Consider the following 25,898-nt stretch of genomic DNA (forward strand, 5'->3'; position numbering starts at 1 on the left):
AGGAGAGACAAGATGTCGGTTACCCCCGAGAAGTCCGACCTCAGCCGTCGGACCCTGCTGCAGCGCGCCGGCGCGGTCGGCCTGCTGGCCGTCCCGGCGGCCGGCCTGCTCAGCGCCTGCGCCGGCAGCGAGCCGAGCAAGTCCGACAGCGGCGGCGGCGCGGCCAAGAGCAAGGACAACCCGTTCGGCGTCAAGGACGACAGCGCGGTCAAGGTGGTCGTCTTCAACGGCGGGCTGGGCGACCAGTGGGCCAAGGAGGACACCGTCGTCTTCAACGCCAAGCACCCCAAGGTCACGGTCAACATGTCTTCCACCCAGAAGATCAAGACCGAAGAGCAGCCCAAGATGGCGACGCAGCCGAGCGACCTGGTGATGAACTCGGGCGCCGACATGATGGACCGCAGCACGCTGATCAACGAGGGCGCCATCGAGCCGCTCGACGACCTGCTCACCGCGCCCGCGTGGGACGGTGAGGGGACGGTCGGCGACTCGCTGCTGCCCGGCACCGTCGGCGACGGCACCCAGAACGGCAAGTTCTACGTGGTGAACGTCGCCTACACGGTCTGGGGCAACTGGTACAACGCCGCGCTGTTCAAGAAGGAGGGCTGGACGGCGCCGACCACCTGGGACGAGTTCTTCGCCCTGGCGCCGAAGATCAAGGCCAAGGGCATGGCGCCGTACGTGCACGACGCCATCCACGGCTACTACCCGCGCTGGGGCCTGTTCGCCAGCATCTGGAAGGCGGTCGGCAAGCAGGCCGTCATCGACATCGACAACCTGAAGGACGGCGCCTGGAAGGCCGACGGCATCGTCGCCGCGCTCCAGCCGTGGGAGAAGCTGGTCAAGGACAAGCTGCTGCTGCCGGGCAAGCTCAACCACACCCAGTCGCAGCAGGCCTGGCTGGACGGCAAGGCCGCGTTCATCCAGGTCGGCACGTGGCTGAAGAACGAGATGGCGGCGACCATCCCGCCGGGCTTCGAGCTGACCCTCTCGGACTACTGGAGCAACAGCGGCGACAAGGCCGCCAAGGACGTCTTCGCCGCCTCCGGCGAGGGTTTCGTGGTGCCCAGCAAGGCGCCGAACAAGGCGGCCGCCAAGGAGTTCCTGCGGGCCATCCTCTCCAAGGAGGGCTCGGCGAAGTTCGCCGAGCTGACCAAGTCGCTGGCCTCGACCAAGGGCTCCGGCGACAAGGTCCAGGACAGCGCGCTCGCCTCGGCCAACGCCGTGGTGAAGGGTGGCAGCTCGGACCTGATCTCGGTCAAGTTCCCGGACTTCTACGCGGACCTGGACAAGGAGAGCCAGAACCTCTCCGAGGAGCTCTTCGCCGGCCGCCTCACCGCCCAGCAGTTCGTCGACAAGATGCAGGCGGCCGCCGACAAGGTCGCCAAGGACTCGTCGATCAAGAAGCAGACCCGCACCGCCTGATCTCGTCGAGGAAGTGAGTCCAATGCGGCACGGAGTCGCGCGTTTCGTCACGGGCTTCCTGGCCCTGCCCGTCGCGCTGTACCTGTTCTACGTGGTGTGGCCGTTCGCGCAGGCGGCCGGGTACTCGTTGACCGACTGGGGTGGGTACTCGGACTCCCAGCGCTTCGTCGGGCTGGACAACTACGTCCGGCTGTTCTCCGACGAACTGATCCGGAAGGCGTTCTGGCACAACGTTTTCTTCCTGGTCACCGTGCCGCTGTTCACCATCGGGCTGGCCCTGCTCCTCGCGTTCCTGCTCAACGTGGGCGGGCGCGAGGACAGGGCCGGCATCCGCGGGGTGTTCGGATCGGCCCTCTACAAGGTCATCTTCTTCTTCCCGCAGGTGCTGTCGCTGGTCGTGGTCGCGGTCATGTGGCAGCAGATCTACCGCAGCGACGAGCAGGGGCTGATCAACGGTCTGCTGATCAAGATCGGTCTGGTGGACGCGGACAACCCGATCGCCTTCACCGCCGACCCGGAGCCGTTCCTCGGCATCCCGGCGGTGCTCTGGTGGCTGCTGCTCATCGCGGTCTGGAGCGGGGCCGGCTTCTACATGGTGCTCTTCTCCGCCGCCATGCAGTCGATCCCGAAGGACATCTACGAGGCCGCCATCCTCGACGGCGCGGGCCGGTTCCACACGTTCTTCAAGGTGACCCTGCCACTGCTGCGCGACACCATCTCGGTCGCCTGGGTCTACCTCGGCTTCATCGCGCTGGACATGTACGCCCTGGTCTTCGTCATGACGCCGAGCCAGGGCGGGCCGAACCACGCCAGCGAGATCTTCGCGTCGGTGCTCAACTTCACCGCGTTCCAGAAGGGCCAGTTCGGCTACGCCTGCGCGATGGGTGTCGCGCTCGCCATCTTCACGATCCTGCTCGCCGCACTGCAGCTGAGGATCACCCGTCGTGACCGTATCGAGTACTGAAGGAGGCGCGGCGATGAGCACGGCGACGCACGGTCTCGACCGGGCCGACAAGGCCGCCACCGGATCCGGCCCCGCCCCCGTACGCCAGCGGGAGCGGCACCACGGCGGTGTCGGCTCCCGGATCTTCAACGGCTTCTCCCACGTGTTCCTCGTGGTGTGGACCCTGATGGTGATCTACCCGCTGCTGTGGGTGGTGATGTCGTCGTTCAAGGACGACTCCGAGGTCATCCGGAAGCCGCTCTCGCTGATCCCGGACAAGCTGCACTGGGAGAACTTCGGCCGGGCCTGGACCGAGGGGCACCTGGGCGCGTTCTTCCTGAACACCGTGCTGGTACTGGCCGGCAGCGTCACGCTGACCATGCTGCTCGGCTCGATGGCCGCGTACGCGCTGGCGCGGTTCTCCTTCCGCGGCAACCGGCTGATCTACTACATGTTCCTGTCCGGGCTGACCCTGCCGATCTACCTGGCAGCGGTGCCGCTGTTCAAGGGCGTCTACAACACCGGGATCAGCTTCCCGCTGCTCGGCCCGAACAAGCACCTGATGCTGATCCTGGTCTACGTGGCCTGGTCGCTGTCGTTCACGATCTTCTTCATGCACTCGTTCTTCCGGACGCTGCCCGACTCGATCGCCGAGGCGGCGCAGGTCGACGGGGCCTCGCACACCCGTACGTTCTTCAGCGTGATGCTGCCGATGGCCAAGCCGGGCCTGATCAGCATCGGCATCTTCAACGTGCTGGGCCAGTGGAACCAGTGGTACCTGCCGACGCTGCTCATGCAGTCGGTGGCCGGTGAGCCGAAGCACCAGGTCATCGCGCAGGGGCTGATCGAGCTGTCGGTCAACCAGGGCTACAAGTCCGACTGGTCCGGATTGTTTGCCGGCGTCACGATGGCGATGCTGCCGGTGCTGATCGTGTACATCGTCTTCCAGCGTCAGGTGCAGTCCGGCCTCACCGCAGGCGTCGGCAAGTAACCGCCTCCGGTGTAAGGAGGGGCCCCCTCTTAACACGCTGTGGTGAGAAGGGGGCCCTTCTCTACCGCAGGCGTTAACAGGGGGCCCTTCCTTGCACCGAGCTGTCGGTGGGGCGAGGCAGAATCACGTCCGTGCTGGTGGCGGTGGTGGCGGGCGAGCGGGGCGGCGGCGTGCTGCAACCGCTGCACGCCGACGGCCGCCCGGCCGGCCCGGCCGAGGAGGTCACCGACCTGGCCGCCGCGGTCGCCGCCCGCGAGGCCGTCGACCGGCCCCGCTGGGTGTGGGGTGCCGGCGCGGGCGTCTATCCGGCGCTGCTGCGCGCCGGCGTCCGGCTCGACCGCTGCCACGACGTCGAGTTGACCGAGGCGTTGCTGCTCGGGCATGCGGGCCGCTGGGGCGAGCCGCGCGCGCTGGCGGCCGCCTGGGCCCGGCTGACCGGCGCGCCGGTCCCGCCGGACCCGGCACCCCGGGCGCCGGAGCCGCCCGGCCACGGCCAGGCCGCGCTGTTCGACCCGCCGTCCGGCCCGCCGGGCCCGGGCATCACGGCGTTGACCCGGGTGTACGCCGACCAGCTCGCCCGGATCGCCGGGACGGAGCACCCGGGCCGGTTCCGGTTGCTGGTGGCCGCCGAGTCGGCCGGCGCGCTGATCGCCGCCGAGATGGGCGCGGCCGGCCTGCCCTGGCGGGTCGACGTGCACGACGCGATCCTGGCCGAGCTGCTCGGCGACGCGTCCCCGGTCGGCGGGCCACCCCGCCGGCTGGCCGATCTCCAGGCCGGGATCGCCGCCGCGTTCGGCGTACGCCGGTTGCACGCCGACTCGCCGGCGGAGCTGTTGCGGGCGTTCGCCCGGGCGGGGGTGGAGCTGCCGAACACCCGGGCGTGGGTGCTGCGCGGGGTGGAGCATCCGGCGGTGCCACTGGTCCTGGAATACAAGGAGCTCTACCGGATCTGGACGGCGCACGGTTGGGCCTGGCGCGACGCCTGGGTGTCCGGCGGCCGGTTCCACCCGGAGTACGTGCCCGGCGGCGTGGTCTCCGGCCGGTGGGCGACCCGGGGCGGCGGCGCGTTGCAGATCCCGAAGGTGATCCGGCGGGCGGTGGTGGCGGACCCGGGCTGGACGTTCGTGGTGGCCGACGCGGGCCAGCTCGAACCCCGGGTGCTCGCCGCGGTCTCCGGGGACGAGCGGCTGGCCGCCGCCGGTGGTGCCGGCGACCTCTACGCGGCGCTGGCCCGCGACGCCTTCGCCGGTGACCGGGCCCGGGCGAAGGTGGCGCTGCTCGGCGCGATGTACGGGCAGACCGGCGGCGCGGCGGTGCCGGCGCTGGCGGTGCTGCGGAAGAACTATCCGACCGCGTTCGGCTACGTCGAGGCGGCGGCGCGCACCGGCGAGGCGGGCGGGCTGGTCCGGTCGTGGCTGGGCCGCACCTGCCCGCCGGGTGCGGTGGGTTTCGCCGACGGGGACGAGACGGCGCCGGACGGCGAGGTGGATCGGCACAGCCCGTCGGCGCGCGCCGCCCGCTCCCGGGGGCGCTTCACCCGCAACTTCGTCATCCAGGCCACCGCCGCCGAGTGGGCCTCGACGCTGCTGGCCACGCTCCGCACCGAGTTGGCGGGCACCGGGGGCGAGCTGGTCTTCTTCCAGCACGACGAGGTGATGGTGCACTGCCCGGTCGAGGAGGCGGGCGCGGTCACCGAGGCGGTCACCGCCGCCGGCGCGCGCGCCACCCGGCTGCTGTTCGGCGACACGCCGGTCCGTTTCCCGCTCGACCTGTCCACGGTGGACTGCTACGCCGATGCGGCATAGCCACACAATTTTCCGTTTTGCCCCGCTACCCGCTCCCGAGCGCGCTCGTTGGGCCCGGTGTGCGTACGACGGGACGGACCGGGCGCTGCTGTGCCCGGTCCGTCCCCCTGGTCGAGGGGGCACCGCTGAACCGGATCGCTGCAATGATCATCGCCGCTGGTGGCGGCCGCCGCATCGGCGGACCCGAGGCGCTCCTGCACCAGGGCGACAAGCCGCTGGTCAGCCGGATGATCGACACGATGGTCGACGCCGGCTGCGCGCAGGTCGTGGTCGTGCTCGGCGCGGCGGCCGAGCAGGTGCGGCAGACCACCGACCTCACCGGCGCCACGGTCGTGGTCAACCGCGCCTGGGGGACCGGCGTGGGCTCCTCCATCCGGGCCGGGCTCGCCGCGCTGACCGACGACGACATCGAGGCGGTCGTCGTGGTGCCGGTGGACATGCCCGGGCTGAGCGCCACCGCGGTCCGCCGGGTGGCCGCCCTGCCCTACCCGGACGCGCTGGTCTGCGCGACCTACGACGGCCTGCGCAACTACCCGATGCTCTTCGGCCGCCGGCACTGGCCCGGCATCGCCACCCTGGCCAGCGCCGACGTCGGCGCCCGGCCGTACCTGCTGGCGCACAAGGACCAGATCGTCGACATCGCCTGTGACGCGGTGGCCGACGGCAGCCGGATCGACAGCCCGGAGCTGATGGCGCTCTACGGGCTGTCGGTGCCCGAGCAGCGCATCGGCGCCTGAGGCGGATCACCGCTCCGGATGTCGGACCAGGGTGCCACGATGTCGACGTGGCGTACGACGAGGACCTGGCGAACCGGGTGCGGGAGTTGGTCGGGCGCGAGCCCGGCCTCGCCGAGCGGCGCATGTTCGGCGGCCTGGCGATGATGTTGCGCGGCAACATGGCGGTGGTGGTCCGCGGCGCGGGCGGCCTGATGGTGCGCGTCGACCCGGCGGAGTCCGAGCGGGCGCTCGCCGAGCCCGGCGCCGAAGCGACGGTGATGCGCGGGCGACCGATGCGCGGCTGGGTCACCGTGGACCCGTCGGCCTGCGAGCGCGACACCGATCTGGCCCGGTGGGTCGAGCGCGGCGTGCGCTCCGCGGGCGCCCTGCCGGCGAAGTGACCCGCCCGCCCGGTTAATCGGCTGCGCCGCCGGCCGCTGCGCCCTAGGCTCGGCGCCCAGCCGGCCGGGTCGCTGCCCGTGTGGTCGGCCGGGCCGCCCTCGGGGCCGGGCAGCGGATCGGAGACGAACGCCGCGATGACCATCGACCTCTTCGCGATCAGTGTCGACGCGCGGGAGCCACTGCGGCTCGCGCGCTTCTGGGCCGGATTGCTCGGCCGGGAGGTGGCCCACGACCCGCACGAGGGGATCGCGCTGCCGCCCGACGGCGACGCCGGCCTCCGCATCCGGTTCCTGCCGACGGTGACGCCGAAGGTCGCGCAGAACCGCATCCACTTCGACCTGACCAGCGCGTCACCGCGGGGCCAGCGCGAGACGGTGGCCCGGGTGATCGAGCTGGGCGGGCGGCATGCCGACGTCGGCCAGAAGGGCGACGAGGGCCATGTGGTGCTCGCCGACGGCGAGGGCAACGAGTTCTGCGTCGTCGAGGCGGGCAACAACTTTCTCGCCGGCTGCGGGTTCGTCGGTGCGGTGAACTGCGACGGCTCGCAGGCGGCCGGCTACTTCTGGAGCGAGGCGCTGGGCTGGCCGCTGGTCTGGGACCAGGACGAGGAGACCGCGATCCAGTCGCCGCGCGGCGGCGCGAAGATCACCTGGAGTGGTCCACCGTTGATGCCGAGGCACGGCCGCGACCGCATCCACCTTGACCTCGCGCCCCCGGCCGGCGGCGACCGGGAGGCGGAGGTCGACCGGCTGCTCGCGCTGGGGGCGACCCGGGTCGGCACCGGCCGGCACACCGCCGACGACGTGGGGTTGGCCGATCCCGACGGCAACGAGTTCTGCGTGCTCACGCCCCGGTAGTGCGAGCCGAACCCGGGATGACCCGAAGGCGTCGCACCTGGTCCGGAGACGCTTTGGAGCTGAGAGCGGAAACGACTCGGCTGTCCCGTCGGCGTTGAGTCGTTCGTGCTGTCAGCTCGAAAGGCTCCAGACCAGCGGCCCCGGATCCCGGCCCCGGCGCCGTGCTCGTCGTGACCGACGCGTGCCGTCGAGGACCGAGGCGACGCTTGCCGTCAGACCTGGATGTCGAAGCGTTGCAGCACCGAGGGCGCGACCAGACCCAGCGCGGCGAGCACCGCCAGCACGGTCAGCGCCCCCCGCAGCACGACCGTCTCGGCCTTGCTGCCGGTGCGCAGCGCGATGCTGTTGGGCAGCCCGATCATCGTCCACATCCGCCGTTTGATCGGGATGGGCCAGAGGATCGGCACCCCGGCCCGGGTGATCATGTCGCCGAGGATGTGCACGAAGCAGCCCACGCCGACGGCCAGGCCGATCATCGGATAGCCCCGGTCGCCGGGCAGGTTGGCGAAGGTGAACCAGGCCGCGGCGGCGGACACCAGCGTGACCACCACCCAGCCGGCGCGCTCGGCCCATTCGTCGAAGAGACCGCGCAGCGCCAGACCGATCATGAAGAACAGGATGCCGACCACCGCCCACTTGCCGTAGTGGGCGCAGAGCGCGGTGGTGCCCCACCCGACCAGCACCGTGAACGGCACGGTGTGGGTCAGCGTGCGGTGCCCGTTGTTGCGGCGTGGGTCCTTGCTCAGCTTCGTCGCGTAGTAGACGCCGAGCGAGATCTTCTCCATCACCTCGGCGACGAAGAGACTGAACACGCCGAACGTCCGGGCCACGGTGGCGCCGCCCTGGTTGCGGGTGACCTTGCCGGAGAGGTCGAGGTCGGGAAAGAGCGCCCCGCCCGCGCAGACCGCGGTGCCCACCGCCAGCGCCAGCGGCGTCTGGTGATAGTCGGCGAACTGGTCCAGCGCCCAGGAGCCGGTCAACCACACCGCCGCGCCGGACAGCGCGTGGGACGGTCCCATCATCTCGGCTCGCCCTCCCCAGAGATCTTGATCGACAGAAACTACGCCACTGTAGTCAGTCGGTGCGACGGCGGGGCATCAGGAAGTATGTCGGCACAGGTGGGCGCGGTGGTGCCGACTGTCGGCGATGGGACGCGGGCCGGTCAGCCCGCCGTACGGGTCGGCCGGATCGGCCGGACGCTGTCCCGGATCAGCGTGAACTGCTCGTCGGCGGCGGCCCAGTCGGCCTCCGACGTGGTCAGGCCCAGCGTCCACCCGGCCTCCTCGCCGGGCAGCACCCGCAGCGCGTGCATGCGTTCGCCGTACGGCGCGGTCCAGCGGCACTCCCACTCCGCGCCCTCGCCGTCGGCGTCGAGTCGGACCTTGTCGTACTGGGGGAGCCGCCCGGCGGCCTTGAGGTCCCGCTCGGCCGAACGCAGCCGACCCACCGGATCCCCACCCGGGTAGGGCTCGACGCCCAGGATGCGCCGGGTGGCCGGGTCCTGGAAGCAGGTGGTGTCGCCCGAGCGGAGCTGGAGCCAACCGGCCGGCAGGGCGATGTGGAACCCACCGGTGTCGGCGGGCCAGACCCAACCGGCGGGCACCGTCACCGCCGGATCGGCCGGCGGCGGGCCCTTCTGCACCGGTGTGCCCGCCACGTCGGGCCGGATGCAGGGAAACGGCGGTGGTGGCACCCCGGCCTCCCCGCCGGGCGGCCCGGGTGGCCGCTGCCAGGGTTGACCGACTTGCTCGCCGTGCCGGTCGCCGTCCTGCGGGTGGTCGTCGGCGACGGCGAGCGCGGTGCTGACGCCCGCCACCACGGCCAGCACCACGGCACCCGCGGCGAAGCCCCAACGTCGGGTCGTCCCGCGGCCGGCGCCACCGTCGGCGGGTGGGTCGCCGGCGGTGCCGCCGTCGCCTCCGTCGGGGCCGGAGTCGTCGTGGGGGGCGCGTACGCCCGGGACCGGGCCGCCGCGCGGAGCGCGTACCCCGCCGAGCGCGCCGCTGTCCGTGCTGCCGCGGAGCCGGCCGCTGTCGGGCGAACCGCCGGTGGCGACCGGGGGCGGCGACGGCGGGGGGATGCCGCCCGGCGTGGGGGTGTGCACCGGGCTGACGGCGTCGGCCCGCGCGGCCGGCCCCTCCGGGCCGGCGGGGTTGCCCGGGTCCACGAAGCTGGTCAGGACCGTGGGCCCCAGCGCACCGACCGGCCGGTCGGGAGTGTCCCGCGCCGTTCCGCCGTTCTCCGGCCGGTCCGGCTCGTCGGAGCCGGGATCCTCCGCCGGGTCGGCCGAGGTCGGATCGTCCTCGGCGGGTCGCGCCCACTCGCTGCGCCGGGCCGCCCGGCTCCAGGCCCGGGCGGCGGCGGCCGGCGGCATCAGGTTCGGGTAGCCGACGGCCGGTCGGGCCACCGCGTCCTCGCCGTCCCCGCCGGAGTCCCAGCCCTCCGTGCCGTCGGTGCCGTCCCAGCCGGTCGTGCGGTCCCAGCCGGCCCAGCCGTCCGGCTCGGGCCGACCCGACCTGTCGGTGCGCGGATGTGCCGGTTGCCCGCCCGCGCCGGCGTGGGCCGGCCCGGAGCTGCCCGCCACCGGACCGGTGGATCCGGCCGTGCCTGCCGGTGGACCGGACTGTCCGACCGTGCCTGCCGGCGGACCGGGGCGTCCGACCGTGCCTGCCGGCGGAGCGGCGCGTCCGACCGCGCCGCCGCCCGGACCGGGGCGCCCCGCTCCGTCCGCCGAGGGAACGGTGGACTCGGACCGGGGAACCGGTGGGACGGCGATGCTGGAGCCGCTCAGCGGCGGAACGGCCGGCCCGGACCGGGGAACCGGTGGGACGCCGATGCGGGAGCCGGTCAGCGGCGGGACGGCCGGGCCGGGGCCGGCCGTCAGGGGCCCGGACGGCGCCCCCGGCCCGGCCCGACCCGGCTCGGCGGTGGCCGGCCGGTCCGACGCGTCGGCGGGCGTCTCGGCGGCGGCGGCGAGCAGCCGGGCGATGTCGTCGTGGCCGAGCCGGTTGCGCGGGTCGCGGCGCAGCAGCCCGACCAGCACCGGCATCAGCGGGCCGGCGTGCGGCGCCGGATCCGGTGGCTGGCTGGCCAGCGCCGCCAGCGTGGCCATCGCGGTGCTGCGGGCGTACGGCGAACGGCCCTCCACGGCGGCGTGCAGGGTGGCCCCCAGCGACCACAGGTCGGCCTCCACGCTGGACACGCTCTCGGCGGCGCGCTCCGGGGCGACGTACTGCGGGGAGCCGAGGACCAGGCCCGGACGGGTCATGGCGCCGTCGCCGCCCTCGAACACGGCCAGCCCGAAGTCGGTGAGCAGCACCCGCCCGTCCAGGGCCAGCAGCACGTTCGCGGGTTTCACGTCCCGGTGCAGCACCCCGGCCCGGTGGGCGGCGCGCAGCGCGGCGTGCACCGCCACCCCGATCTCGGCGGCCCGCCGCGGCGGCAGCGGGCCGTCGGCCTCGATGATCTCCTGCAGCGAGCGGGACGGGACGTACTCCATGATCAGCCACGGGTCGCCGTTGACCCGGACCACGTCGTAGACCCGGACCACGTTGGGGTGGTTGAGCCGGGCCGCCGTGCGGGCCTCGCGCAGGGTGCGGGCGCGCAGCTCGTCGCGGTCGCTCTCGGCGAGCCAGTTCGGCGGCAGCACCTGCTTCACCGCGACCTCGCGCTGAAGCTCCTCGTCCCGAGCTCGCCAGACCTGGCCCATCCCGCCGCGGCCGACCAGGTCGATCAGGCGGTACCGTCCGGCGATCACCACTTCCCGCACCGCACTCCTCACCGCTGGTTGGTCCACAATAGCCAACGGATCGGGTCGGACCTATCCCATCAGGGCGGCGGACCTCAGCTCGCCGCGCCGGCCAGCAGGTTTCCCTCCGGAATGGCGACGGCCGGACGGCCACCGGCCAGCAGCGCGGCGGCCCGGCGGGCCTGGAACGAGTGGTGTTCCCGGCGGGCGGCGGCGTAGCTGACGGCGGTGCGGGTCGCGATGGCCGACCAGGCGTAGCGCCGGGTCACCATGGCGCGGGCCTTGCGGGCCACCCGGCGTGCGAACACCTCGTCGTCGAGCAGCCGATCGACGGCGCCGGCCAGCGCGTCCGGATCGCCGTGCGGGAACGTCACCCCGGTCACCCCGGGCTCGACGATCTCGGCCAGCCCGCCGGTGCGCGCCACCGCGAGCGGCGCGCCGGCGGCCGCCGCCTCCAGGGCGATCATGCCGAACGGCTCGTAGAGGCTGGGGATCACGGTGGCGTCGGTGGCGGCGAGCACGGCGGGCAGCTGGGTGGCGTCCATGAAACCGGCGAAGCGGACCGTGTCACCCAGGCGCAGCCGCTGCGTCCGGTCGACCAGCTCGTCCCGGTACGGCCCGTCCCCGGCGATCACCACCCGCAACCCCGGGTGCCGGTCGGCCAGGCGCGGCACGGCGTCCACCAGGTGCTGCACGCCCTTCTCGTAGACCAGTCGGCCGGCGTAGCCGACCAGCGGGCCGCGGCCGGCGAAGCGGGCGCGGGCGGAGGCGACCGCGTGCGGGCGGGCCCGCCAGGCCCGGTCGTCCACGCCGTTGGCCACCACGTCGACGCGCCCGGCCGGCACGTCGAACAGCCGGGACACCTGCTCGCGCATGTAGCCGGAGCAGGCGATCACCCGGGCCGAGGCGTTGCTCAGCCAGTGCTCGACGCCGTGGATGGTGCGGCTCATCTCCCCGGGCAGCCAGCCCTGGTGCCGGCCGGCCTCGGTGGCGTGGATGGTGGTGACCAGCGGCACGTCCAGGTGTTCGGCCAGGGTGACGGCGGTGTGCGCGACCAGCCAGTCGTGGGCGTGGATCACGTCGTACGCGCCGGTCGAGGCGGCGCGCAGGGCGGTGCGGGTGAGCGTGTGGTTGAACGCCATGGTCCAGGCCAGCAGCGAGTCGGTGGCGAGCGGGAACCGGACCGGATCCTCGGCGGCCCGCAGCACGCGGACGCCGTCGGCGTACTCCTCCACGGGTGCGCCCTCGGCGTGCCGGGTGACCACGGTGACCTCGTGCCCGGCGGCGGCCAGGGCCACCGAGAGCGCGTGCACGTGCCGGCCGAGGCCACCGACCAGCACCGGTGGGTATTCCCAGGAGAGCAGCAGCACCCGCAGGCGCCGGGCGGGCTGGATGTCGATCACTTCGGCGTCAGCTGACACGCGGCCCCCTTTGAGTTGTGGTCGTCCCCGCCGAAGACGGCACCGCGGAGGGTGTCCGGTGGGGTCGTGACCCATCCTGCCCAGGGGTCGATAACCGGCGGCGACGCGCGGGTTGCCGGTCTGTAACGCGTTACCGGCGCGCCCGGCGCGCCCGCAGCAGCTCCGCCACCGACCAGGCCTGGAACGGGCAGCCGGTGGCGCCGTGCGGGGCCGCGCCCTCGGCGGTCTCGCTAACCGAACCCAGGCCGTCCTCGACCAGGTGGCCCTCCAGGCCGACCAGCAGGTCCGCGGTGGGCAGGCCCGCCTTCCGGTACGCGTCGAGCAGCGGCCCGGTCAGCCACGGCCAGACCGTGCCCTGGTGGTAGGCGGAGTCCCGCTCGGCCGGGCCGCCCCGGTGCCGGCCGGTGAAGCCGGGGGAGCCGGGGGCGAGGCTGCGCGGGCCGAGCGGGGTGAACAGCGCCTCGGTGAGCCGGCCGAGGGTGGCCTGGTCCGCCTCCAGCGGGGCGTGCGGCAGGGACCAGGCGAGCAGCTGGTTGGGGCGCAGCAGGTCGTCGTCGTGGTGCGGGGCGCCGCCGAGCGGGTACGCCGGCGCCGGCGCGTCCACCACGTCGTGCAGCCAGCCGGCCGGCGAGGGGAACCGGTCGCGGAACGCGGTGGTGGCCCGGCCGTGCAGGTCCCACAGGGCGGTGGAGTCGCGGCCGGCCAGCTCGGTCAGCTCGGCGAGCCCGGCCAGCCCGTTGATCCACAGCGCGTTGACCTCGACCGGCTTGCCGGTACGCGGGGTCACCGGCACCCCGTACACCCGGGCGTCCATCCAGGTCAGCGCCACGTCCGGAGGGCCGCCCTGGGTGAGCAGCCCGTCGGCGGGGTCGACGCCGATGCCGTACCGGGTGCCGGCCACGTGCGCCTCGACGATGCCGTGCAGCGCGGGCAGCAGCTCGTCGCCGAGGTCGGTGTCGCCGGTGACGGTGACGTGCCGGCTCACCGCGTGCAGGAACCAGAGCGTGGCGTCGACCGTGTTGTGCTCGACCCGGCCGGTGTCGGCGGTGTTCGCCAGCATGCCCTCCGACAGCGTGCCCGCGTACGCCCGTAGCAGCTCCCGGCCCTCGTCGGCGCGGTTCGTGCAGAGGAACAAACCCTCGTAGGAGATCATGGTGTCCCGCGACCAGGCGCCGAACCACGGGTAGCCGGCCACCACGTCCGGGCCGGTCGCGGTGCGGACCACGAACGCGTCGGCGGCCAGCGCCAGCGTCGCCTCGACGGCGTCGTCGGGCTTGGCGGCGGCCACCACCGCCCGGTTGCGCCGGCGGGCCGCCTCGACGACGGCGGTCGCCGGCGGCGGCTCCTCGGTCAGCTCGTCCGCCCAGGCCAGCACCGCCACCGTCGCGCCGGCGGTGTCCAGCGGGGCGGAGAACCGGCCCGCGTACCAGAGGTCCTCGTCCGGGTTCAGGCCCCGGGCGGCCTCGGCCCGGTGGCGGACGCCGTGCCACCACTGGCCCTCCGGGGTCCAGTCCGGCCCGGCGAGCCGGAACGCGCCGTCGACGACCGCGCCGCCGGCCACCGGCTCGAGCCGGGGCGCCGGGCCGTCGGCCCGCCGCTCGCCGTGCGCGTCGCGCCAGGTGCAGGCCGCGGCCAGGTCCAGCCGGACCGGGCCGCCGGAGACCAGCCGGTGGACCACGGCCACGCAGGACCGGCCGTACGCCATGGCGATCTCCCGTTCGATCACCACGTCGCCGATCCGCCACCGCCAGCGCGGCACCCCGTCGGTGAGGTCGAAGCGTTCCAGCAGTTCGAAGCCGCGCGGGTCGACCACGCCGGAGGACCACTCGTGCGCGCCGAGGCGGACCTGCCGGCCGGACGGGAGGGTGACCGCCGGGTCGAGGCTCGCGAGTCCCACCTTGCGGGACGCCGGTGTCGCACCCGGCACCACCAGCAACCCGTGGTAGCGGCGGGTGCGCAGCCCGGCCACGGTGCCCATGGCGTAGCCGCCGCGCCCGTCCGTGACCAGCCATTCCCGCCCGGCGGCGGTGGACAGCTCCCCGCAGACCTGCGGGCCGAACCGGATGTCGATCAACTTTCCTCCACCGGCAGCGAGGTGTGACATGCCACGACGACAATGGCCGCTGTGGAGAAGTACCCCGGCGGCGTCGAAGATGTGCGGGTGATCACCGACCGCCCGACCTCCGCGACCTCCGACCCCGAGCGGCACCGGCTCGCCCAGGCCGATGCCGGGGAGCAGGACTGGCGCGCATGGGGCCCCTATCTGTCCGAGCGGGCGTGGGGGACGGTACGGGAGGACTACAGCGAGCACGGCACGGCGTGGGACTACTTCCCCCACGATCACGCGCGGTCCCGAGCCTACCGGTGGAACGACGACGGCATGGCGGGCGTCTGCGACGACCGGCAGACGTTCTGCTTCGCGCTGGCGCTGTGGAACGGGCGGGACCCGATCCTCAAGGAGCGGATGTTCGGCCTCGGCGGCGACGGCGGCAACCACGGCGAGGACGTCAAGGACTACTGGTGGTACCTCGACAGCACGCCCACGCACTCGTGGATGCGCTGGCGCTACCACTACCCGCAGGCCGCGTTCCCGTACGACGAGCTGGTCTCGGTGAACGCGCTGCGCGGCCGCGACGACACCGAGTACGAGCTGGTGGACACCGGCATCTTCGACGACGACAGGTACTGGGCGGTGACCGTCGACTACGCCAAGGCGTCACCGACCGACATGTGCGTGCTGGTCACGGTCGCGAACCGGGGCGACGAGGACGCCACCCTGCACGTGCTGCCCACGCTCTGGTTCCGCAACACCTGGTCCTGGGGGCTGCCCGGCGCCGACCGGGTGCCGCAGCTGCACGGCGCCGGTTCCCGGCTGGTCGGTGAGCACTGGGTGCTGGGCCAGCTCCTGCTGGAGGGCGACGGCGAGCCCACGCCGCTGGTGTGCGACAACGAGACCAACGCGGAGCGGCTGTGGGGGCTGCCCGGCCGGTCGGCGTACCCGAAGGACGGGATCAACGACCACGTGGTGGCCGGCGCCGCCACCGTCAACCCGGACCGCGTCGGCACCAAGGGCGCGTTGCACTACGTACTCGACGTGCCGGCCGGCGGGCAGCGGCAGATCCGGCTGCGGCTGACCCGCACCGCGCCGCCGCCGGCGGCCGGCCCGCCCGCACCGGCCGACCTCGGCGACGGGTTCGACACCGTGCTCTGGGCCCGCCGCGCCGAGGCGAACCGGTTCTTCGACAGCGTCATCCCGGCGGCGGCCACCGCCGACGAGGCCCTGGTCGCCCGCCAGGCGATCGCCGGGCTGATGTGGGGCAAGCAGTTCTACCACTTCGACGTCAAGCGCTGGCTGGAGGGCGACCCCGGGTCGGTGCCGCCGCCGGCCGGCCGCCGGCACGGGCGCAACAGCGCCTGGTGGCACATGAACAGCTTCGACGTCTTCTCGATGCCGGACCCGTGGGAATATCCCTGGTACGCGGCGTGGGACCTGGCCTTCCACTGCGTGACCATCGCCCGGGTCGACCCCGGGTTCGCCAAGGAGCAGCTGCTGCTCCTGCTCCGCGAGTGGTACCTGCACCCGAACGGGCAGATCCCGGCGTACGAGTGGGCGTTCGGGGACGTGAACCCGCCGGTGCACGCCTGGGCCGCGTTGAAGGTCTTCGAGATCGACGGCTCCCGCGACCACGAGTTCCTCGCCCGGGTGATGCACAAGCTGCTGCTCAACTTCACCTGGTGGGTCAACCGCAAGGACACCGGCGGCAACAACGTCTTCGAGGGCGGCTTCCTCGGCCTGGACAACGTGGGACCGTTCGACCGTTCGGCAGCGCTGCCGGTGGCCGGCACGCTGGAGCAGTCCGACGGCACCGGCTGGATGGCCATGTACGCGCTCAACCTGCTCGACATGGCGATCGTGCTGGCCGAGCACGACCACGCGTACGTGGACACCGCGACGAAGTTCTTCGAGCACTTCGCGTACATCGCCGCGGCGGCGTACGAGCAGGGGTTGTGGGACCCGGAGGACGCGTTCTTCTACGACGTGCTGCGGCTGGCCGACGGCACGAAGGTTCCGCTGAAGGTGCGGTCGGTGGTCGGCCTGCTGCCGTTGGCCGCGGTCACCCGGCTGACCACCCGGACCATGCGTCGCCTGCCCGAACTGGGCGCCCGGCTGCGCTGGTTCCTCACCAACCGCCCGGAGTACGCCGACGTGATCGGCGGCCGCCGGCTCGGTTCGGACGGCACCCAGCAGCGGCTGCTGTCGATGGTCGGCCCGGAGCAGATGGTCCGGCTGCTGGCCCGGATGCTCGACACCGACGAGTTCCTCTCCGAGTACGGCCTGCGCACGCTCTCCCGCGCCCACCTGGACAAGCCGTTCACCGTCACGCTCGGCGGGCAGGAGTTCAGCGTCGGCTACGAGCCGGCCGAGTCGACGAGCGGCCTGTTCGGGGGCAACTCCAACTGGCGCGGCCCGATCTGGATGCCGACGAACTTCCTGCTGATCACCGCGCTGCGGGACCACGCCGCGTTCTTCGGCGACGACCTCCAGGTCGAGTACCCGACCCGCTCCGGGGTCAAGCGGACCCTCGACGAGATCGCCGACGACCTGTCCGCCCGGCTGATCTCGCTGTTCACCCAGGACGGGTGGGGGCGTCGGCCGATCTACGGGGCGGCGCAACTGTTCCAGACCCACCCGGACTGGCGGGACCTGATCTGCTTCCCGGAGTATTTCCACGGCGACAACGGCGCCGGGTTGGGCGCCTGGCACCAGACCGGCTGGACGGCGCTGGTCGCCGACCTGATCCTCACCCTGCGCCGCTGAGCGCCGCGCGGCGCGTCCCGTCCGGCCGCTCCGCCCTCGCCGCTCAGGGCAGCGGGAGGAATGCCACCCGCGCGTGGTACTCGCCGGCCACCGTCACGGTGTCGCTGCCGAGCCACAGGCCGCGGTCGGTGGCGTACAGCTCGGCGGTGCCGACCCCGCGGTCCTTGGTGGGGTTCCATGCCAGCGCCCGGCCGGTGGTGGGGTTGATCGCCCCGATGCCGGGCCGGGACACCGCGCCGGGGCCGGCGGAGTTGCGCCCCGACGGGTTGTCCAGCCAGCGCTGGTGACCGCCGACGTAGACCGCCGCGCCGGTGACGGCCACCGACAGCAGGGTGTCGCCGCCGGTGTAGTTGGCCCAGGTCGGCTGCTTGCCGGCGGTCTCCGTGCCGAACTCGAAGCGGGTCGCGGTGTCGCACAGCGTGCCCGGGAACGCCCCGCCGGTCGTGACCGCCACGAACCAGGCGCCGTCCGCGGAGATGTCCACCCCGCGCAGGTAGGTGGGTATCGACCTGGAGCATTGCGGTTGGTAGCGGGTCGTCGACCAGCCGGACAGCGTGGCGCCCGTCGTGGTCAGGTTCGCCACCGCGAGCTGGTGCCGGACCTGGCCGGCGACGGAGCTGAAGTTGCCCGCGAAGACCAGGCGCCGGCCGTCGGCGGAGACGTCCAGCGCCTCGACCTTGACCGGGGCGGTGACCCCGGAGGAGGTGACCCGGGGGCCCTCCAGCCGCAGATTCACCGACGCGTCGGCGGCGCCGGTGGTCGCGTTCAACGCGGCCAGGGCCCGCCGGGTCACCCCGCCCACGGTCTGGAACGCCCCGCCCACGAGCAACCGGGTGCCGACCAGCCGCATGTCGTTGACCTGGTTGTTCAGCGCCGCCGGGGCGAACCCGGCGACCCGGGCACCGGTGACCGCGTCGACCCGGGCCACCCGGGGCGCGGCCACCCCGCCGACCGTGGTGAACGCGCCGCCGAGGTAGATCGAACGGCCGTCCGCCGAGGCGGCGAGCGCCTTCACCGTCCCGTTGACCACCGGCTTGAACGTCGTGTCGATCCGGCCGGTGGTGGCGTCGAACGCCATCAGCCGGGGCATCGCGAGCTGCGCGCTGGTGTTCGCGTTGCGGACCTTGGTGAACGAGCCGGCGAGGTAGACCCGGTTGCCGACCTGGAGGATCCGGTACACGGTGCCGTCGAGCGCGTGCGGTGTCCAGGCCGCCGGCTTCGTGCCGACCACGGTGGAGTGGGTGGCGTTGACGGCGTGGGCCGGGGACGCCGGGAACGCGCCACCGGCGACGGCGAGCGCGGCCGCCCCGGCGAGGGCCGCGCGGCGCCCGACCCGGGCCGGAACGGATGGGGTGGTCATCGCTGAAGCATCCCGCCCGACCAGGATTTCCGCAGTCGGGTAGCCGCCTCGAACCGCCCACCGACCGGCCGACCCACCCGGCATGAAAGGAGGGGCCCCCTCTTAACGCCTCGGGTCAGGAGGGGGCCCCTCCTCTACCGAAAACGTTAAGCGGGGGCCCCCTCCTTGCAGTAGTACGGTGGCGGGGCCGCGAAGGGGGAGGGGTGCGCGATGGGACAGCGCCGGGAGGCCGACGTGCTGGTCTTCGATGCCGACGACACGCTCTGGGAGAACAACGTCCTCTTCGAGCGGGTGATCGAGGACTTCCTCACCTGGCTCGACCATCCGACCCTGGACCGGGCGCAGCTGCGGGCCGTGCTCGACGACGTGGAGCGGGCCAACGCGCTGGCCCACGGGTACGGCAGCAAGATCTTCCTGCGCAGCCTCGCCGACTGCCTGGAGAAGCTGCGTGAGCGTCCCGCCACCGAGGCCGAACGCGCCGATATCGAGCAGCTCGCGGTCGCGCTGGTCGGGCACCAGGTCGAGCTGATGCCGGGAGTGGCGGAGACGCTTGACGACCTCGCCACCCGCCACGAGTTGCTGCTGCTCACCAAGGGCGAGCGCGAGGAACAGCAGCGCAAGCTCGACGCGTGCGGGCTGCTGCACCACTTCCGTGCGGCGCACATCGTGCCGGAGAAGGACGCCGACACCTACCGCCGGCTGGCCCGCGAGCACGCCTTCGACCCGGCGCGGGCGTGGATGATCGGCAACTCGCCGCGCTCCGACATCCTGCCCGCCCGGGCCGCGGGCATGAACGCGGTGTTCATCCCCAACGAGAACACCTGGGTGCTGGAGCACGAGGAGCTGGATCCGTCCGACCCGGGGGTGATCCGGCTCGCCGCCTTTCCCGACCTGGTCCGACACTTCTGAGCGGGCCGGTAACGTCCGGGACGTGCCGCTGACGTTCCCTTCGCACCTGGCGCCGGTGCTGCCGCTGAAGTGGTGGCGCCCGCACTGGTTCGACGGAGTCGCGCTGGCCACCGGCGCGGTCGCGCCGGACGTCGGCTACCTGGTCGCCGGCACCCGCTTCGACCTCGGGATGCGCACGCACACGCTCGGCGGGCTGATCTGGTGGGGCCTGCCGGTCGCCCTCGCGTACGCCTGGATCGTCCGCCGGGTGGTCGCCGGCATCGCCGTGCACCTGCCCGCACCGCGACTGTTCGGCTGGCCGCAGTACGCCGCGCTGGCCGGCGTCCGCCATCCCTGGCAGGTCACCGTCTGCTCGGCGCTGATCGGCGCGTTCAGCCACGTCGCCTGGGACCGGATCACCCACTCCGAGCGCTTGCCGCGGCTGCTCGGCATCGCCGACTTCCACGCCCTGACCGGGCTGTACTGGTGGCAGTTCGCGGACGTGATCGCCAGCCTCGGCGGTGGCCTGCTGGTGGCCGTCGTGGCGGTGTACGCGGCCCGTCGCGGCGAGATCTTCGACGGCGAGATCCCACCGGCCGTGCCGGCGAACCCGCTGGTGTTCTGGCGGGTCACGCTCGCGGTCACCGCACTGGGGGCGCTGCTGCTGCCCGGGTTGCCGGCGGCCACCGCCGCCGCGCCGGCCGGCGTGCGCGTGCTGCACCTCGGCGCGCTGGCGCTGATGGCCGGCGCCGCGGCGGCCCGCTCCGCGCCGCCCCGGGAGGCCGGTCGCAACCGGCGTCTCGAAGACGAACAGCGCCCGATCGGCTGACCCTGTTACGTCGACATGCCGCTTTTCGGCATTGACATCAATCACAGCCCGTCGGTCCCGTCCGCGGCTTGTCCGGCCTGGGCGAACCTGCCTAACCTGAGCCGGCGTTCACGCCTCGTCGGGGTGAGGTGGGAGCGCACCGGAGTCCGGTGGTAAGAGCACCGTGGAGCTGAGTGCGGGCGAACCGGCTCGCCGAATGGAGCCCGGCGTGGGCGTCGTGCCACGCCCGCCGTGTTCCGACGGCGTAGACCGACACCATGCCGGACGGCCGGGGTCAGGGCCGGGGAGTTGCGGACCCGGTCCTGACCCGTCCGGCCGGACACCGGTGGGATGCCCCTGGCGCGCCGGGGCGTCACGGAGCGACACTGGGTCATGACTCTTCGGCGCATACCGCTGCTCGCCGGACTGGTCGTGCTGCTCGCGGCGGCCTGCACGGCGACCGGCCGCGACGGCGCCGCCCCGACGCCCCCGCCGACCACCGCACCGGCCACGACGGCCGCTCCGCCGGCGCCCGTCGCCACCCCGCCCGCGCCCGCCGACGCGACGACCGCCGGATCCTGGCGGCGAACCTGGGGCTGGGCGGTGCCCGGCGCGCCCGCCCGGGTGACGCACGCGGTGCGGGTGCCGGTCGCCCCGGCCCCCGGGGAACCACTGCCCGTCCTGGTGGCGGTGCAGGTCGGTGACCATCCGGAGGAGGGTTTCAGCCGGATCAGCTTCGCCTTCCGGGGACCCACCCCGTCCTACCGGGTCGGCTACGTGCCGCAGGTCGTCACCGAGGGGCGTGGCGCGCCCGTCGAACTGCCGGGCACGACCTACCTGTCGGTGCGGTTCTCCCCGGCGCAGGCGCACGACGCGCGCGGTGGTGGCACGGCCGACATGCCGCCTGCGGCGATCGGCTTCCCGACGCTGCTGGGCTGGGCCGCGGCCGGCGACTTCGAGGGGCACCTGAGCTTCGGGCTGGGCCTCCAGCCACCGGACGGCGGGCGGGTGCCGGTGCGGCTGGGCGAGGCCACCCGCGCGGACGGCACCCACGTCGTCTCCGTCGACGTCCGGCGGGGCTGACCTCCGGCGAGCCCGGGCAGGCTCAGTTGGTCTCGCCTCGGACGATCGCCACCGCGACCCGGCAGAACTCGTCCATGTCGGGCTGGAAGCCGGCGGCGATGTCCGGATGCAGGCCGGAGCGGGTCTCGTCGAGCAACCGACGGCAGACGGCCTCGACCGGTTCGCCCGCGTAACTGGCGCGAACCCGGTCGGTGGCCGCCTGCAGGGCCGAGGTCAGCTGATCCTCAAGCGGGCCGCGCAGCTTCTGCTGCACAGGGTCGAGCCCGCTCGGGTCGAGCGTGACATGTGGCTCCGACATCGGGGCTCCCTTCGTCGGCGTCCGCGGTACCCCACCGCGGGCGTCGGTCAAACCATGGTCGGTACGGCCGCCACCCGGACCAGGTACGAGAATTCCTCCGCCGGCTCCTCGGCGTAGGACAGCCGGCGGATCTGCCGGTCGTCGGTCCAGAGCGCGACGTCGACCAGCACCCCGAGGTGGGCGAGGCCGATGGTGGACACCCGCTTCTTGTCCTGCAGCACCGCGCACACGCCGCCGAGCAGCGTGCTGGCGTCGGAGGTGCGGTGCCCGGGCGGGCAACGCAGGGTCAGGTCCACCTCCACCGGCCCGGCGAGCGGGGTCCACCCGGTGCGCTGGGCCGCCGTGCAGGCGGCCTGGAGCAGGGCGCGGACCCTCGTCGCCTGGCGGTGGCCGGCGGCGAAGATGGACAGGGCCTCGGTCTTGACCGGGGGCAGGCCGCTCACCTCGAACGACAGGGCGAGAGCGCGGGTGTCCTGCACGACGGCACCTCCTCGGGGGAATCCTGCCCAACCGGTACGCGCGCAGGCGGCGGTTCCGTGGAGAACCAACCGATCGAGCGGGCTGTGGGGGACAGCCGGCGGCGGGTCGACAGCGGCGGCGACGCGCGGGCCACGGAGCTAGGGAAACGCTAGTCCAGTCCGCTGACGCTGGGTAGTCTCCCCGTTCACCTGGTGAGACTAGAGTTCAGGCCGCCTCGCCGGCGTGCCGGGCCAGGTACTCGTCGATCGCCCTGCGGATCAGACCGGACCGCCCGCCCTTGTCGTTGCCGGCGAGTTCGTCGAGCTGCCGGACGATAGTCGAGGGAAGCCTGACTCCGGTCACTACCATCGGCACGCTCTCCGGCGCGGGCGCCGGCCCGAGGTCGGGTCCGCGGGTCGCCTCCCGCAGCAACTCGGAGATGTCGCCGCCCCGGTCGAAGTAGGCCACCAACTCCTCGCGGCTCATCGTCCGCGGATCACGGTCAGCGCTCATCGCGTTCCCTCCATCCACTGCTTGACCTCATCGGGGGTGGCCAGCCGGACGGCCAGGATCCCGTAGCTGTTGACCTTCCCGAACCGCTCGCAGAGCACCATGATCACCCGGGCGGTGTCGGCCAAGCCGGCGACGGCCAGCAGCAGGCTCCCAATGTGGTTCTCGATCCGTTGCGGTGAGTAGAGCGCCTCGATCGCCTCCTGCTCCGAGATGTCGTGGCGGCTGGCGCTCGCCTTGCCGGCCTCGGTCCAGGCGTACTCACGCTCCATCACGAGAGCAGCGTACAACGCGTAAAACGCGGTCAGCGGCGGGCGCGCTTGAGTTCGTGGAACGTGTCCAGGCGCAGCAGCGGCAGCATCGAGTCCCAGATCGTCAGCGCGTCCTCGGTGCCCGGGACCTCGGTGATGATCGGGCCGTGGATGCCCCGGGCGGCGTCCGGCACCATCAGCACCGGCGAGCCGATGTCCGGTCCGGCCGAGCCGTACGCCAGCGCGTGCGACTCGTGCACCGCCGCGTCCCAGCGTTCGTCGTCCAGCGCCGCCGCCGCGTCGGTCAACCCGGCCGCGTCCACCGCCGCCGCGACGACCTTGTCGCCGAGCGGGTCGCCGGCGTCGTGGCTGCGCGTGCCCACCTCGGTGTAGAGACGGCCCGCGTCGTCGTGCCGGCCCTGCGCGCGCAGCGCCTCCACCAGGCGCAGCACCCGGCCGGAGGCCGCCATCGCCTCGGCGAACTCGGGCGGGACCTGCCCGTCGTTGAGGATGGCCAGGCTGAACGCCCGCCACTCGACGCTCAGCCCGCGTGCCTGGGCGACGGCGACGAGCCAGCGGGAGGTGCGCCAGGTCCAGGGGCAGGCCGGGTCGAAGAAGAAGGTGGCGTCCATCCCACCAACCTAGGCGCGGGGGCGTGGGCGCGCAGCGCGGGGTGACCGTCACGTGACCGTGATGTTTCGCTTCGTCGCAGGTCGGGCACGTTCAGCCGCACGAAACGCCCGGGGCGTCGGGCGCACGGGCCGGTGCCTCGACCGTCTCGCCGTGCGCCGGGGCACGGGTGACCTCCCCGGCTCTCGCCGAAGAGAGGGGGAGGGTGATGACGACAGTCCCCGACACGGCCGCGCGGCGGCCGGCCGGACGCGCGGTGGCGGCGGCCGCCGCGCTCGCGTTGGTGGCCCCGCTGGCCGCCTGCGGGTCCGGCGGCGACGGTGGCACGCCGACGATCAACCTGTACTACCCGCCCGAGCAGAACCTGCAGAAGGTGGTCGACGACTGCAACGCGCAGGCGCAGGGGCGCTACCGGATCACGTACCGGGTGCTGCCGCGGGAGGCCGACGAGCAGCGGGTGCAGATGGTGCGGCGGCTGGCGGCGCAGGACAGCGGCATGGACGTGCTCGGCCTGGACGTCACCTGGACGCAGGAGTTCGCCAGCGCGGACTGGATCCGGGAGTGGACCGGGCAGGACAAGGCCGAGGCGGAGCAGGGCACGCTCGCCGGCCCGCTGGACACCGCCCGGTACGAGGACAAGCTCTACGCCGCGCCGAAGAACACCAACGTGCAGCTGCTCTGGTACCGCGGCGACCTGGTGTCGGAGCCGCCGAAGACCTGGGACGAGATGATCTCGGCCGCCCAGCAGCTCAAGGAGCAGAACAAGCCCTACCGGGTGCTCACCATGGGCGCCCAGTACGAGGGCCTGGTGGTGCTCTACAACACGCTGGCCGAGAGCGCCGGCGGCAAGATCCTCAGCGACGACGGCAAGAAGGCGGTGATGGACGCCGGCACCGTGCGCGCGCTGGAGCAGCTCAAGACGTTCGCCACGTCGGGGGTGACCTCGCCGTCGTTCAGCAACGCGACCGAGGACCCGGTGCGGCTGGAGTTCCAGTCCGGCGGCGGCGCGTTCCAGGTGAACTGGCCGTTCGTCTATCCGGCGATGCAGGAGGCCAATCCCGAGCTGGCCAAGGACGTGAAGTGGGCGCGGGTGCCCGGCATCGACGCGAACACCCCGAGCAAGGTCACCATCGGCGGGGTCAACCTGGCGGTGAGCAAGTACTCGAAGCACCCGACCGAGGCGTTCGAGGTGGCCCGGTGCCTGCGTGACGCGGAGCACCAGAAGTTCTCCGCGATCAACGACGGCGTGCCGCCGACCATCGAGTCGGTCTACGACGAGCCGGAGATGGCCAAGGCGTACCCGATGAAGGAGACCATCCTGGAGGAGCTGAAGGAGCCGGCGGTGCGCCCGCTGACCCCCGCCTACCAGAGCATCTCCACCGTGATGTCGGCGATCCTGTCGCCGCCGTCCGGCATCGACCCGGAGCAGACCGCGGACGAGCTGCGGAAGGCCATCGCCGACGCGCTGGAGTCGAAGGGGGTCCTGCCATGAGCGTGAACGCCACACCGGCCGGAGCGGAGGCGGCCGCCGAGGCGGAGCAGCCGACCGGCAAGCACGCCGCGGTCCCCGCCCAGCGGGCCCGCCGCGGCGCCGGCGCCCCGCTGAGCGACAACAAGCGCGCCGAGCGGCGCCTGGGCTGGCTGCTCTGCGCGCCGGCGGCGCTGGTCATGGTGCTGGTCACCGCGTACCCGATCCTGTACTCGGTCTGGCTCTCGCTGCAGCGCTTCGACCTGCGGTTCCCCGACGAGCGGCAGTTCGTCGGCCTGGAGAACTACGTCACCGTGCTGACGAACGACTTCTGGTGGACCGCGTTCGGGGTGACCATGCTGATCACGGTGGTCACCGTCGCGGTCGAGCTGGTGCTCGGCATGGGCCTGGCGCTGATCATGCACCGGACGCTCGTCGGCCGGGGCATCGTGCGCACCGCGGCGCTGATCCCGTACGGCATCGTCACCGTGGTCGCGGCGTTCTCCTGGCGGTACGCCTGGACGCCCGGCACCGGCTACCTCGCGAACCTGTTCGACGGCAGCGCGCCGCTGACCGAACGGGCCAGCTCGCTGGCGATCATCATGCTGGCGGAGATCTGGAAGACCACGCCGTTCATGGCGCTGCTGCTGATGGCCGGGCTGGCGCTGGTGCCGGAGGACCTGCTCAAGGCGGCCTCCACCGACGGCGCGACGGCGTGGCAGCGGTTCACCAAGGTGATGCTGCCGGTGATGAAGCCGGCGATCCTGGTCGCGCTGCTGTTCCGCACGCTCGACGCGTTCCGGGTCTTCGACAACATCTTCGTGCTGACCAACGGCGGCAACGAGACCTCGTCGGTGTCGATGCTGGCCTACAACAACCTGATCCGGGGCCTGAACCTCGGCATCGGCTCCACGATGTCGGTGCTGATCTTCATCACCGTGGCGATCATCGCCTTCGTCTTCGTGAAGCTGTTCGGCACCGCTGCCCCCGGCAGCGACGATGGGGAGAGGCGCTGA

General features: G+C 73.0%; 23 protein-coding genes. 13 read left to right on the forward strand and 10 right to left on the reverse strand.

What is annotated here, in order from left to right; translation table 11 throughout:
• The first annotated feature begins 12 nt into the window (after window positions 1–12).
• The 7 genes from ngcE to O7598_RS09520 all read left to right on the forward strand — a co-directional run bounded on the left by ngcE (window position 13) and on the right by O7598_RS09520 (window position 7,139).
• On the forward strand, window positions 13–1,425 hold the full coding sequence (gene ngcE, locus O7598_RS09490) for an N-acetylglucosamine/diacetylchitobiose ABC transporter substrate-binding protein (protein ID WP_269690942.1): 1,413 nt from the start codon (window positions 13–15) through the stop codon (window positions 1,423–1,425).
• A 22-nt stretch (window positions 1,426–1,447) separates the two neighbouring features.
• The gene (locus O7598_RS09495; protein ID WP_269690943.1) at window positions 1,448–2,389 is read left to right on the forward strand and encodes a carbohydrate ABC transporter permease; all 942 of its coding nucleotides are present in this window, start codon (window positions 1,448–1,450) and stop codon (window positions 2,387–2,389) included.
• Window positions 2,390–2,402: 13 nt separating this feature from the next.
• Window positions 2,403–3,359, forward strand: coding sequence for a carbohydrate ABC transporter permease (locus tag O7598_RS09500; protein ID WP_442929844.1), 957 nt, complete (start codon window positions 2,403–2,405; stop codon window positions 3,357–3,359).
• Between the two features lie 101 nt (window positions 3,360–3,460).
• Window positions 3,461–5,164 (forward strand): bifunctional 3'-5' exonuclease/DNA polymerase, encoded by a 1,704-nt coding sequence (locus O7598_RS09505; protein WP_269694823.1) that lies wholly within the window; start codon window positions 3,461–3,463, stop codon window positions 5,162–5,164.
• A gap of 143 nt (window positions 5,165–5,307) precedes the next feature.
• Window positions 5,308–5,901: a nucleotidyltransferase family protein gene (locus O7598_RS09510; protein ID WP_269690944.1), complete on the forward strand. Its 594-nt coding sequence runs from the start codon at window positions 5,308–5,310 to the stop codon at window positions 5,899–5,901.
• A 47-nt stretch (window positions 5,902–5,948) separates the two neighbouring features.
• Window positions 5,949–6,281 carry a TfoX/Sxy family protein gene (locus O7598_RS09515; RefSeq protein ID WP_269690945.1) on the forward strand — a complete coding sequence of 111 codons (333 nt, stop codon included), beginning with the start codon at window positions 5,949–5,951 and terminating at the stop codon, window positions 6,279–6,281.
• A 135-nt stretch (window positions 6,282–6,416) separates the two neighbouring features.
• Window positions 6,417–7,139, forward strand: coding sequence for a VOC family protein (locus tag O7598_RS09520; protein WP_269690946.1), 723 nt, complete (start codon window positions 6,417–6,419; stop codon window positions 7,137–7,139).
• Between the two features lie 212 nt (window positions 7,140–7,351).
• Here the strand turns inward: O7598_RS09520 and O7598_RS09525 are convergent, their stop codons facing one another.
• The 4 genes from O7598_RS09525 to O7598_RS09540 all read right to left on the reverse strand — a co-directional run bounded on the left by O7598_RS09525 (window position 7,352) and on the right by O7598_RS09540 (window position 14,382).
• The gene (locus O7598_RS09525) at window positions 7,352–8,161 is read right to left on the reverse strand and encodes a metal-dependent hydrolase (protein ID WP_091066633.1); all 810 of its coding nucleotides are present in this window, start codon (window positions 8,159–8,161) and stop codon (window positions 7,352–7,354) included.
• A 140-nt stretch (window positions 8,162–8,301) separates the two neighbouring features.
• Window positions 8,302–10,908, reverse strand: a complete 2,607-nt coding sequence (locus O7598_RS09530; protein ID WP_269690947.1) for a serine/threonine protein kinase — start codon at window positions 10,906–10,908, stop codon at window positions 8,302–8,304.
• A gap of 74 nt (window positions 10,909–10,982) precedes the next feature.
• Window positions 10,983–12,308, reverse strand: a complete 1,326-nt coding sequence (locus O7598_RS09535) for a glycosyltransferase family 4 protein (protein WP_269690948.1) — start codon at window positions 12,306–12,308, stop codon at window positions 10,983–10,985.
• Between the two features lie 130 nt (window positions 12,309–12,438).
• The gene (locus O7598_RS09540) at window positions 12,439–14,382 is read right to left on the reverse strand and encodes an amylo-alpha-1,6-glucosidase (protein WP_269694824.1); all 1,944 of its coding nucleotides are present in this window, start codon (window positions 14,380–14,382) and stop codon (window positions 12,439–12,441) included.
• Window positions 14,383–14,424: 42 nt separating this feature from the next.
• Between O7598_RS09540 and O7598_RS09545 the strand changes: the two genes are divergently transcribed.
• Window positions 14,425–17,127: an MGH1-like glycoside hydrolase domain-containing protein gene (locus tag O7598_RS09545; protein WP_269690949.1), complete on the forward strand. Its 2,703-nt coding sequence runs from the start codon at window positions 14,425–14,427 to the stop codon at window positions 17,125–17,127.
• Window positions 17,128–17,170: 43 nt separating this feature from the next.
• Here the strand turns inward: O7598_RS09545 and O7598_RS09550 are convergent, their stop codons facing one another.
• Window positions 17,171–18,487 carry a hypothetical protein gene (locus O7598_RS09550; protein WP_269690950.1) on the reverse strand — a complete coding sequence of 439 codons (1,317 nt, stop codon included), beginning with the start codon at window positions 18,485–18,487 and terminating at the stop codon, window positions 17,171–17,173.
• Between the two features lie 210 nt (window positions 18,488–18,697).
• Here O7598_RS09550 and O7598_RS09555 point away from each other — a divergent pair, with 210 nt between their 5' ends.
• The 3 genes from O7598_RS09555 (at window position 18,698) to O7598_RS09565 (ending at window position 21,266) form a co-directional block, all read left to right on the forward strand.
• The gene (locus O7598_RS09555; protein ID WP_269690951.1) at window positions 18,698–19,396 is read left to right on the forward strand and encodes an HAD family hydrolase; all 699 of its coding nucleotides are present in this window, start codon (window positions 18,698–18,700) and stop codon (window positions 19,394–19,396) included.
• Between the two features lie 22 nt (window positions 19,397–19,418).
• Window positions 19,419–20,204 (forward strand): DUF4184 family protein, encoded by a 786-nt coding sequence (locus O7598_RS09560; RefSeq protein WP_269690952.1) that lies wholly within the window; start codon window positions 19,419–19,421, stop codon window positions 20,202–20,204.
• A 372-nt stretch (window positions 20,205–20,576) separates the two neighbouring features.
• Window positions 20,577–21,266: an AMIN-like domain-containing (lipo)protein gene (locus tag O7598_RS09565; protein WP_269690953.1), complete on the forward strand. Its 690-nt coding sequence runs from the start codon at window positions 20,577–20,579 to the stop codon at window positions 21,264–21,266.
• Between the two features lie 22 nt (window positions 21,267–21,288).
• Here the strand turns inward: O7598_RS09565 and O7598_RS09570 are convergent, their stop codons facing one another.
• The 5 genes from O7598_RS09570 to O7598_RS09590 all read right to left on the reverse strand — a co-directional run bounded on the left by O7598_RS09570 (window position 21,289) and on the right by O7598_RS09590 (window position 23,416).
• Window positions 21,289–21,564, reverse strand: a complete 276-nt coding sequence (locus tag O7598_RS09570) for a hypothetical protein (protein ID WP_269690954.1) — start codon at window positions 21,562–21,564, stop codon at window positions 21,289–21,291.
• Window positions 21,565–21,611: 47 nt separating this feature from the next.
• Window positions 21,612–22,043 (reverse strand): hypothetical protein, encoded by a 432-nt coding sequence (locus tag O7598_RS09575; protein WP_091066599.1) that lies wholly within the window; start codon window positions 22,041–22,043, stop codon window positions 21,612–21,614.
• 205 nt (window positions 22,044–22,248) lie between these two features.
• The gene (locus tag O7598_RS09580) at window positions 22,249–22,536 is read right to left on the reverse strand and encodes a ribbon-helix-helix domain-containing protein (RefSeq protein WP_269690955.1); all 288 of its coding nucleotides are present in this window, start codon (window positions 22,534–22,536) and stop codon (window positions 22,249–22,251) included.
• Window positions 22,533–22,808 carry a hypothetical protein gene (locus O7598_RS09585; protein WP_269690956.1) on the reverse strand — a complete coding sequence of 92 codons (276 nt, stop codon included), beginning with the start codon at window positions 22,806–22,808 and terminating at the stop codon, window positions 22,533–22,535. The genes O7598_RS09580 and O7598_RS09585 overlap by 4 nt, the downstream gene beginning before the upstream one ends.
• Before the next feature lie 29 nt (window positions 22,809–22,837).
• Window positions 22,838–23,416 carry a DsbA family protein gene (locus tag O7598_RS09590; protein ID WP_269690957.1) on the reverse strand — a complete coding sequence of 193 codons (579 nt, stop codon included), beginning with the start codon at window positions 23,414–23,416 and terminating at the stop codon, window positions 22,838–22,840.
• 206 nt (window positions 23,417–23,622) lie between these two features.
• Between O7598_RS09590 and O7598_RS09595 the strand changes: the two genes are divergently transcribed.
• Together O7598_RS09595 and O7598_RS09600 are read left to right on the forward strand one after the other, a co-directional pair.
• Window positions 23,623–24,906: an ABC transporter substrate-binding protein gene (locus O7598_RS09595; protein ID WP_269690958.1), complete on the forward strand. Its 1,284-nt coding sequence runs from the start codon at window positions 23,623–23,625 to the stop codon at window positions 24,904–24,906.
• On the forward strand, window positions 24,903–25,898 hold the full coding sequence (locus tag O7598_RS09600; RefSeq protein ID WP_091066586.1) for a carbohydrate ABC transporter permease: 996 nt from the start codon (window positions 24,903–24,905) through the stop codon (window positions 25,896–25,898). Before O7598_RS09595 ends, O7598_RS09600 begins: the two co-directional genes overlap by 4 nt.

Source organism: Micromonospora sp. WMMC241 (assembly GCF_027460165.1).
GTDB lineage: Bacteria > Actinomycetota > Actinomycetes > Mycobacteriales > Micromonosporaceae > Micromonospora > Micromonospora humi.

What these genes read in the sequence shown, in the direction of transcription:
- ngcE (WP_269690942.1), top strand. Translation starts at nt 13, where the DNA reads ATGTCGGTTACCCCCGAGAAGTCCGACCTCAGCCGTCGGACCCTGCTG.
- O7598_RS09495 (WP_269690943.1), top strand. Translation starts at nt 1,448, where the DNA reads ATGCGGCACGGAGTCGCGCGTTTCGTCACGGGCTTCCTGGCCCTGCCC.
- O7598_RS09500 (WP_442929844.1), top strand. Translation starts at nt 2,403, where the DNA reads ATGAGCACGGCGACGCACGGTCTCGACCGGGCCGACAAGGCCGCCACC.
- O7598_RS09510 (WP_269690944.1), top strand. Translation starts at nt 5,308, where the DNA reads ATGATCATCGCCGCTGGTGGCGGCCGCCGCATCGGCGGACCCGAGGCG.
- O7598_RS09520 (WP_269690946.1), top strand. Translation starts at nt 6,417, where the DNA reads ATGACCATCGACCTCTTCGCGATCAGTGTCGACGCGCGGGAGCCACTG.
- O7598_RS09525 (WP_091066633.1), bottom strand. Translation starts at nt 8,161, where the DNA reads ATGATGGGACCGTCCCACGCGCTGTCCGGCGCGGCGGTGTGGTTGACC.
- O7598_RS09545 (WP_269690949.1), top strand. Translation starts at nt 14,425, where the DNA reads ATGGCCGCTGTGGAGAAGTACCCCGGCGGCGTCGAAGATGTGCGGGTG.
- O7598_RS09550 (WP_269690950.1), bottom strand. Translation starts at nt 18,487, where the DNA reads ATGACCACCCCATCCGTTCCGGCCCGGGTCGGGCGCCGCGCGGCCCTC.
- O7598_RS09555 (WP_269690951.1), top strand. Translation starts at nt 18,698, where the DNA reads ATGGGACAGCGCCGGGAGGCCGACGTGCTGGTCTTCGATGCCGACGAC.
- O7598_RS09565 (WP_269690953.1), top strand. Translation starts at nt 20,577, where the DNA reads ATGACTCTTCGGCGCATACCGCTGCTCGCCGGACTGGTCGTGCTGCTC.
- O7598_RS09570 (WP_269690954.1), bottom strand. Translation starts at nt 21,564, where the DNA reads ATGTCGGAGCCACATGTCACGCTCGACCCGAGCGGGCTCGACCCTGTG.
- O7598_RS09580 (WP_269690955.1), bottom strand. Translation starts at nt 22,536, where the DNA reads ATGAGCGCTGACCGTGATCCGCGGACGATGAGCCGCGAGGAGTTGGTG.
- O7598_RS09590 (WP_269690957.1), bottom strand. Translation starts at nt 23,416, where the DNA reads ATGGACGCCACCTTCTTCTTCGACCCGGCCTGCCCCTGGACCTGGCGC.
- O7598_RS09595 (WP_269690958.1), top strand. Translation starts at nt 23,623, where the DNA reads ATGACGACAGTCCCCGACACGGCCGCGCGGCGGCCGGCCGGACGCGCG.
- O7598_RS09600 (WP_091066586.1), top strand. Translation starts at nt 24,903, where the DNA reads ATGAGCGTGAACGCCACACCGGCCGGAGCGGAGGCGGCCGCCGAGGCG.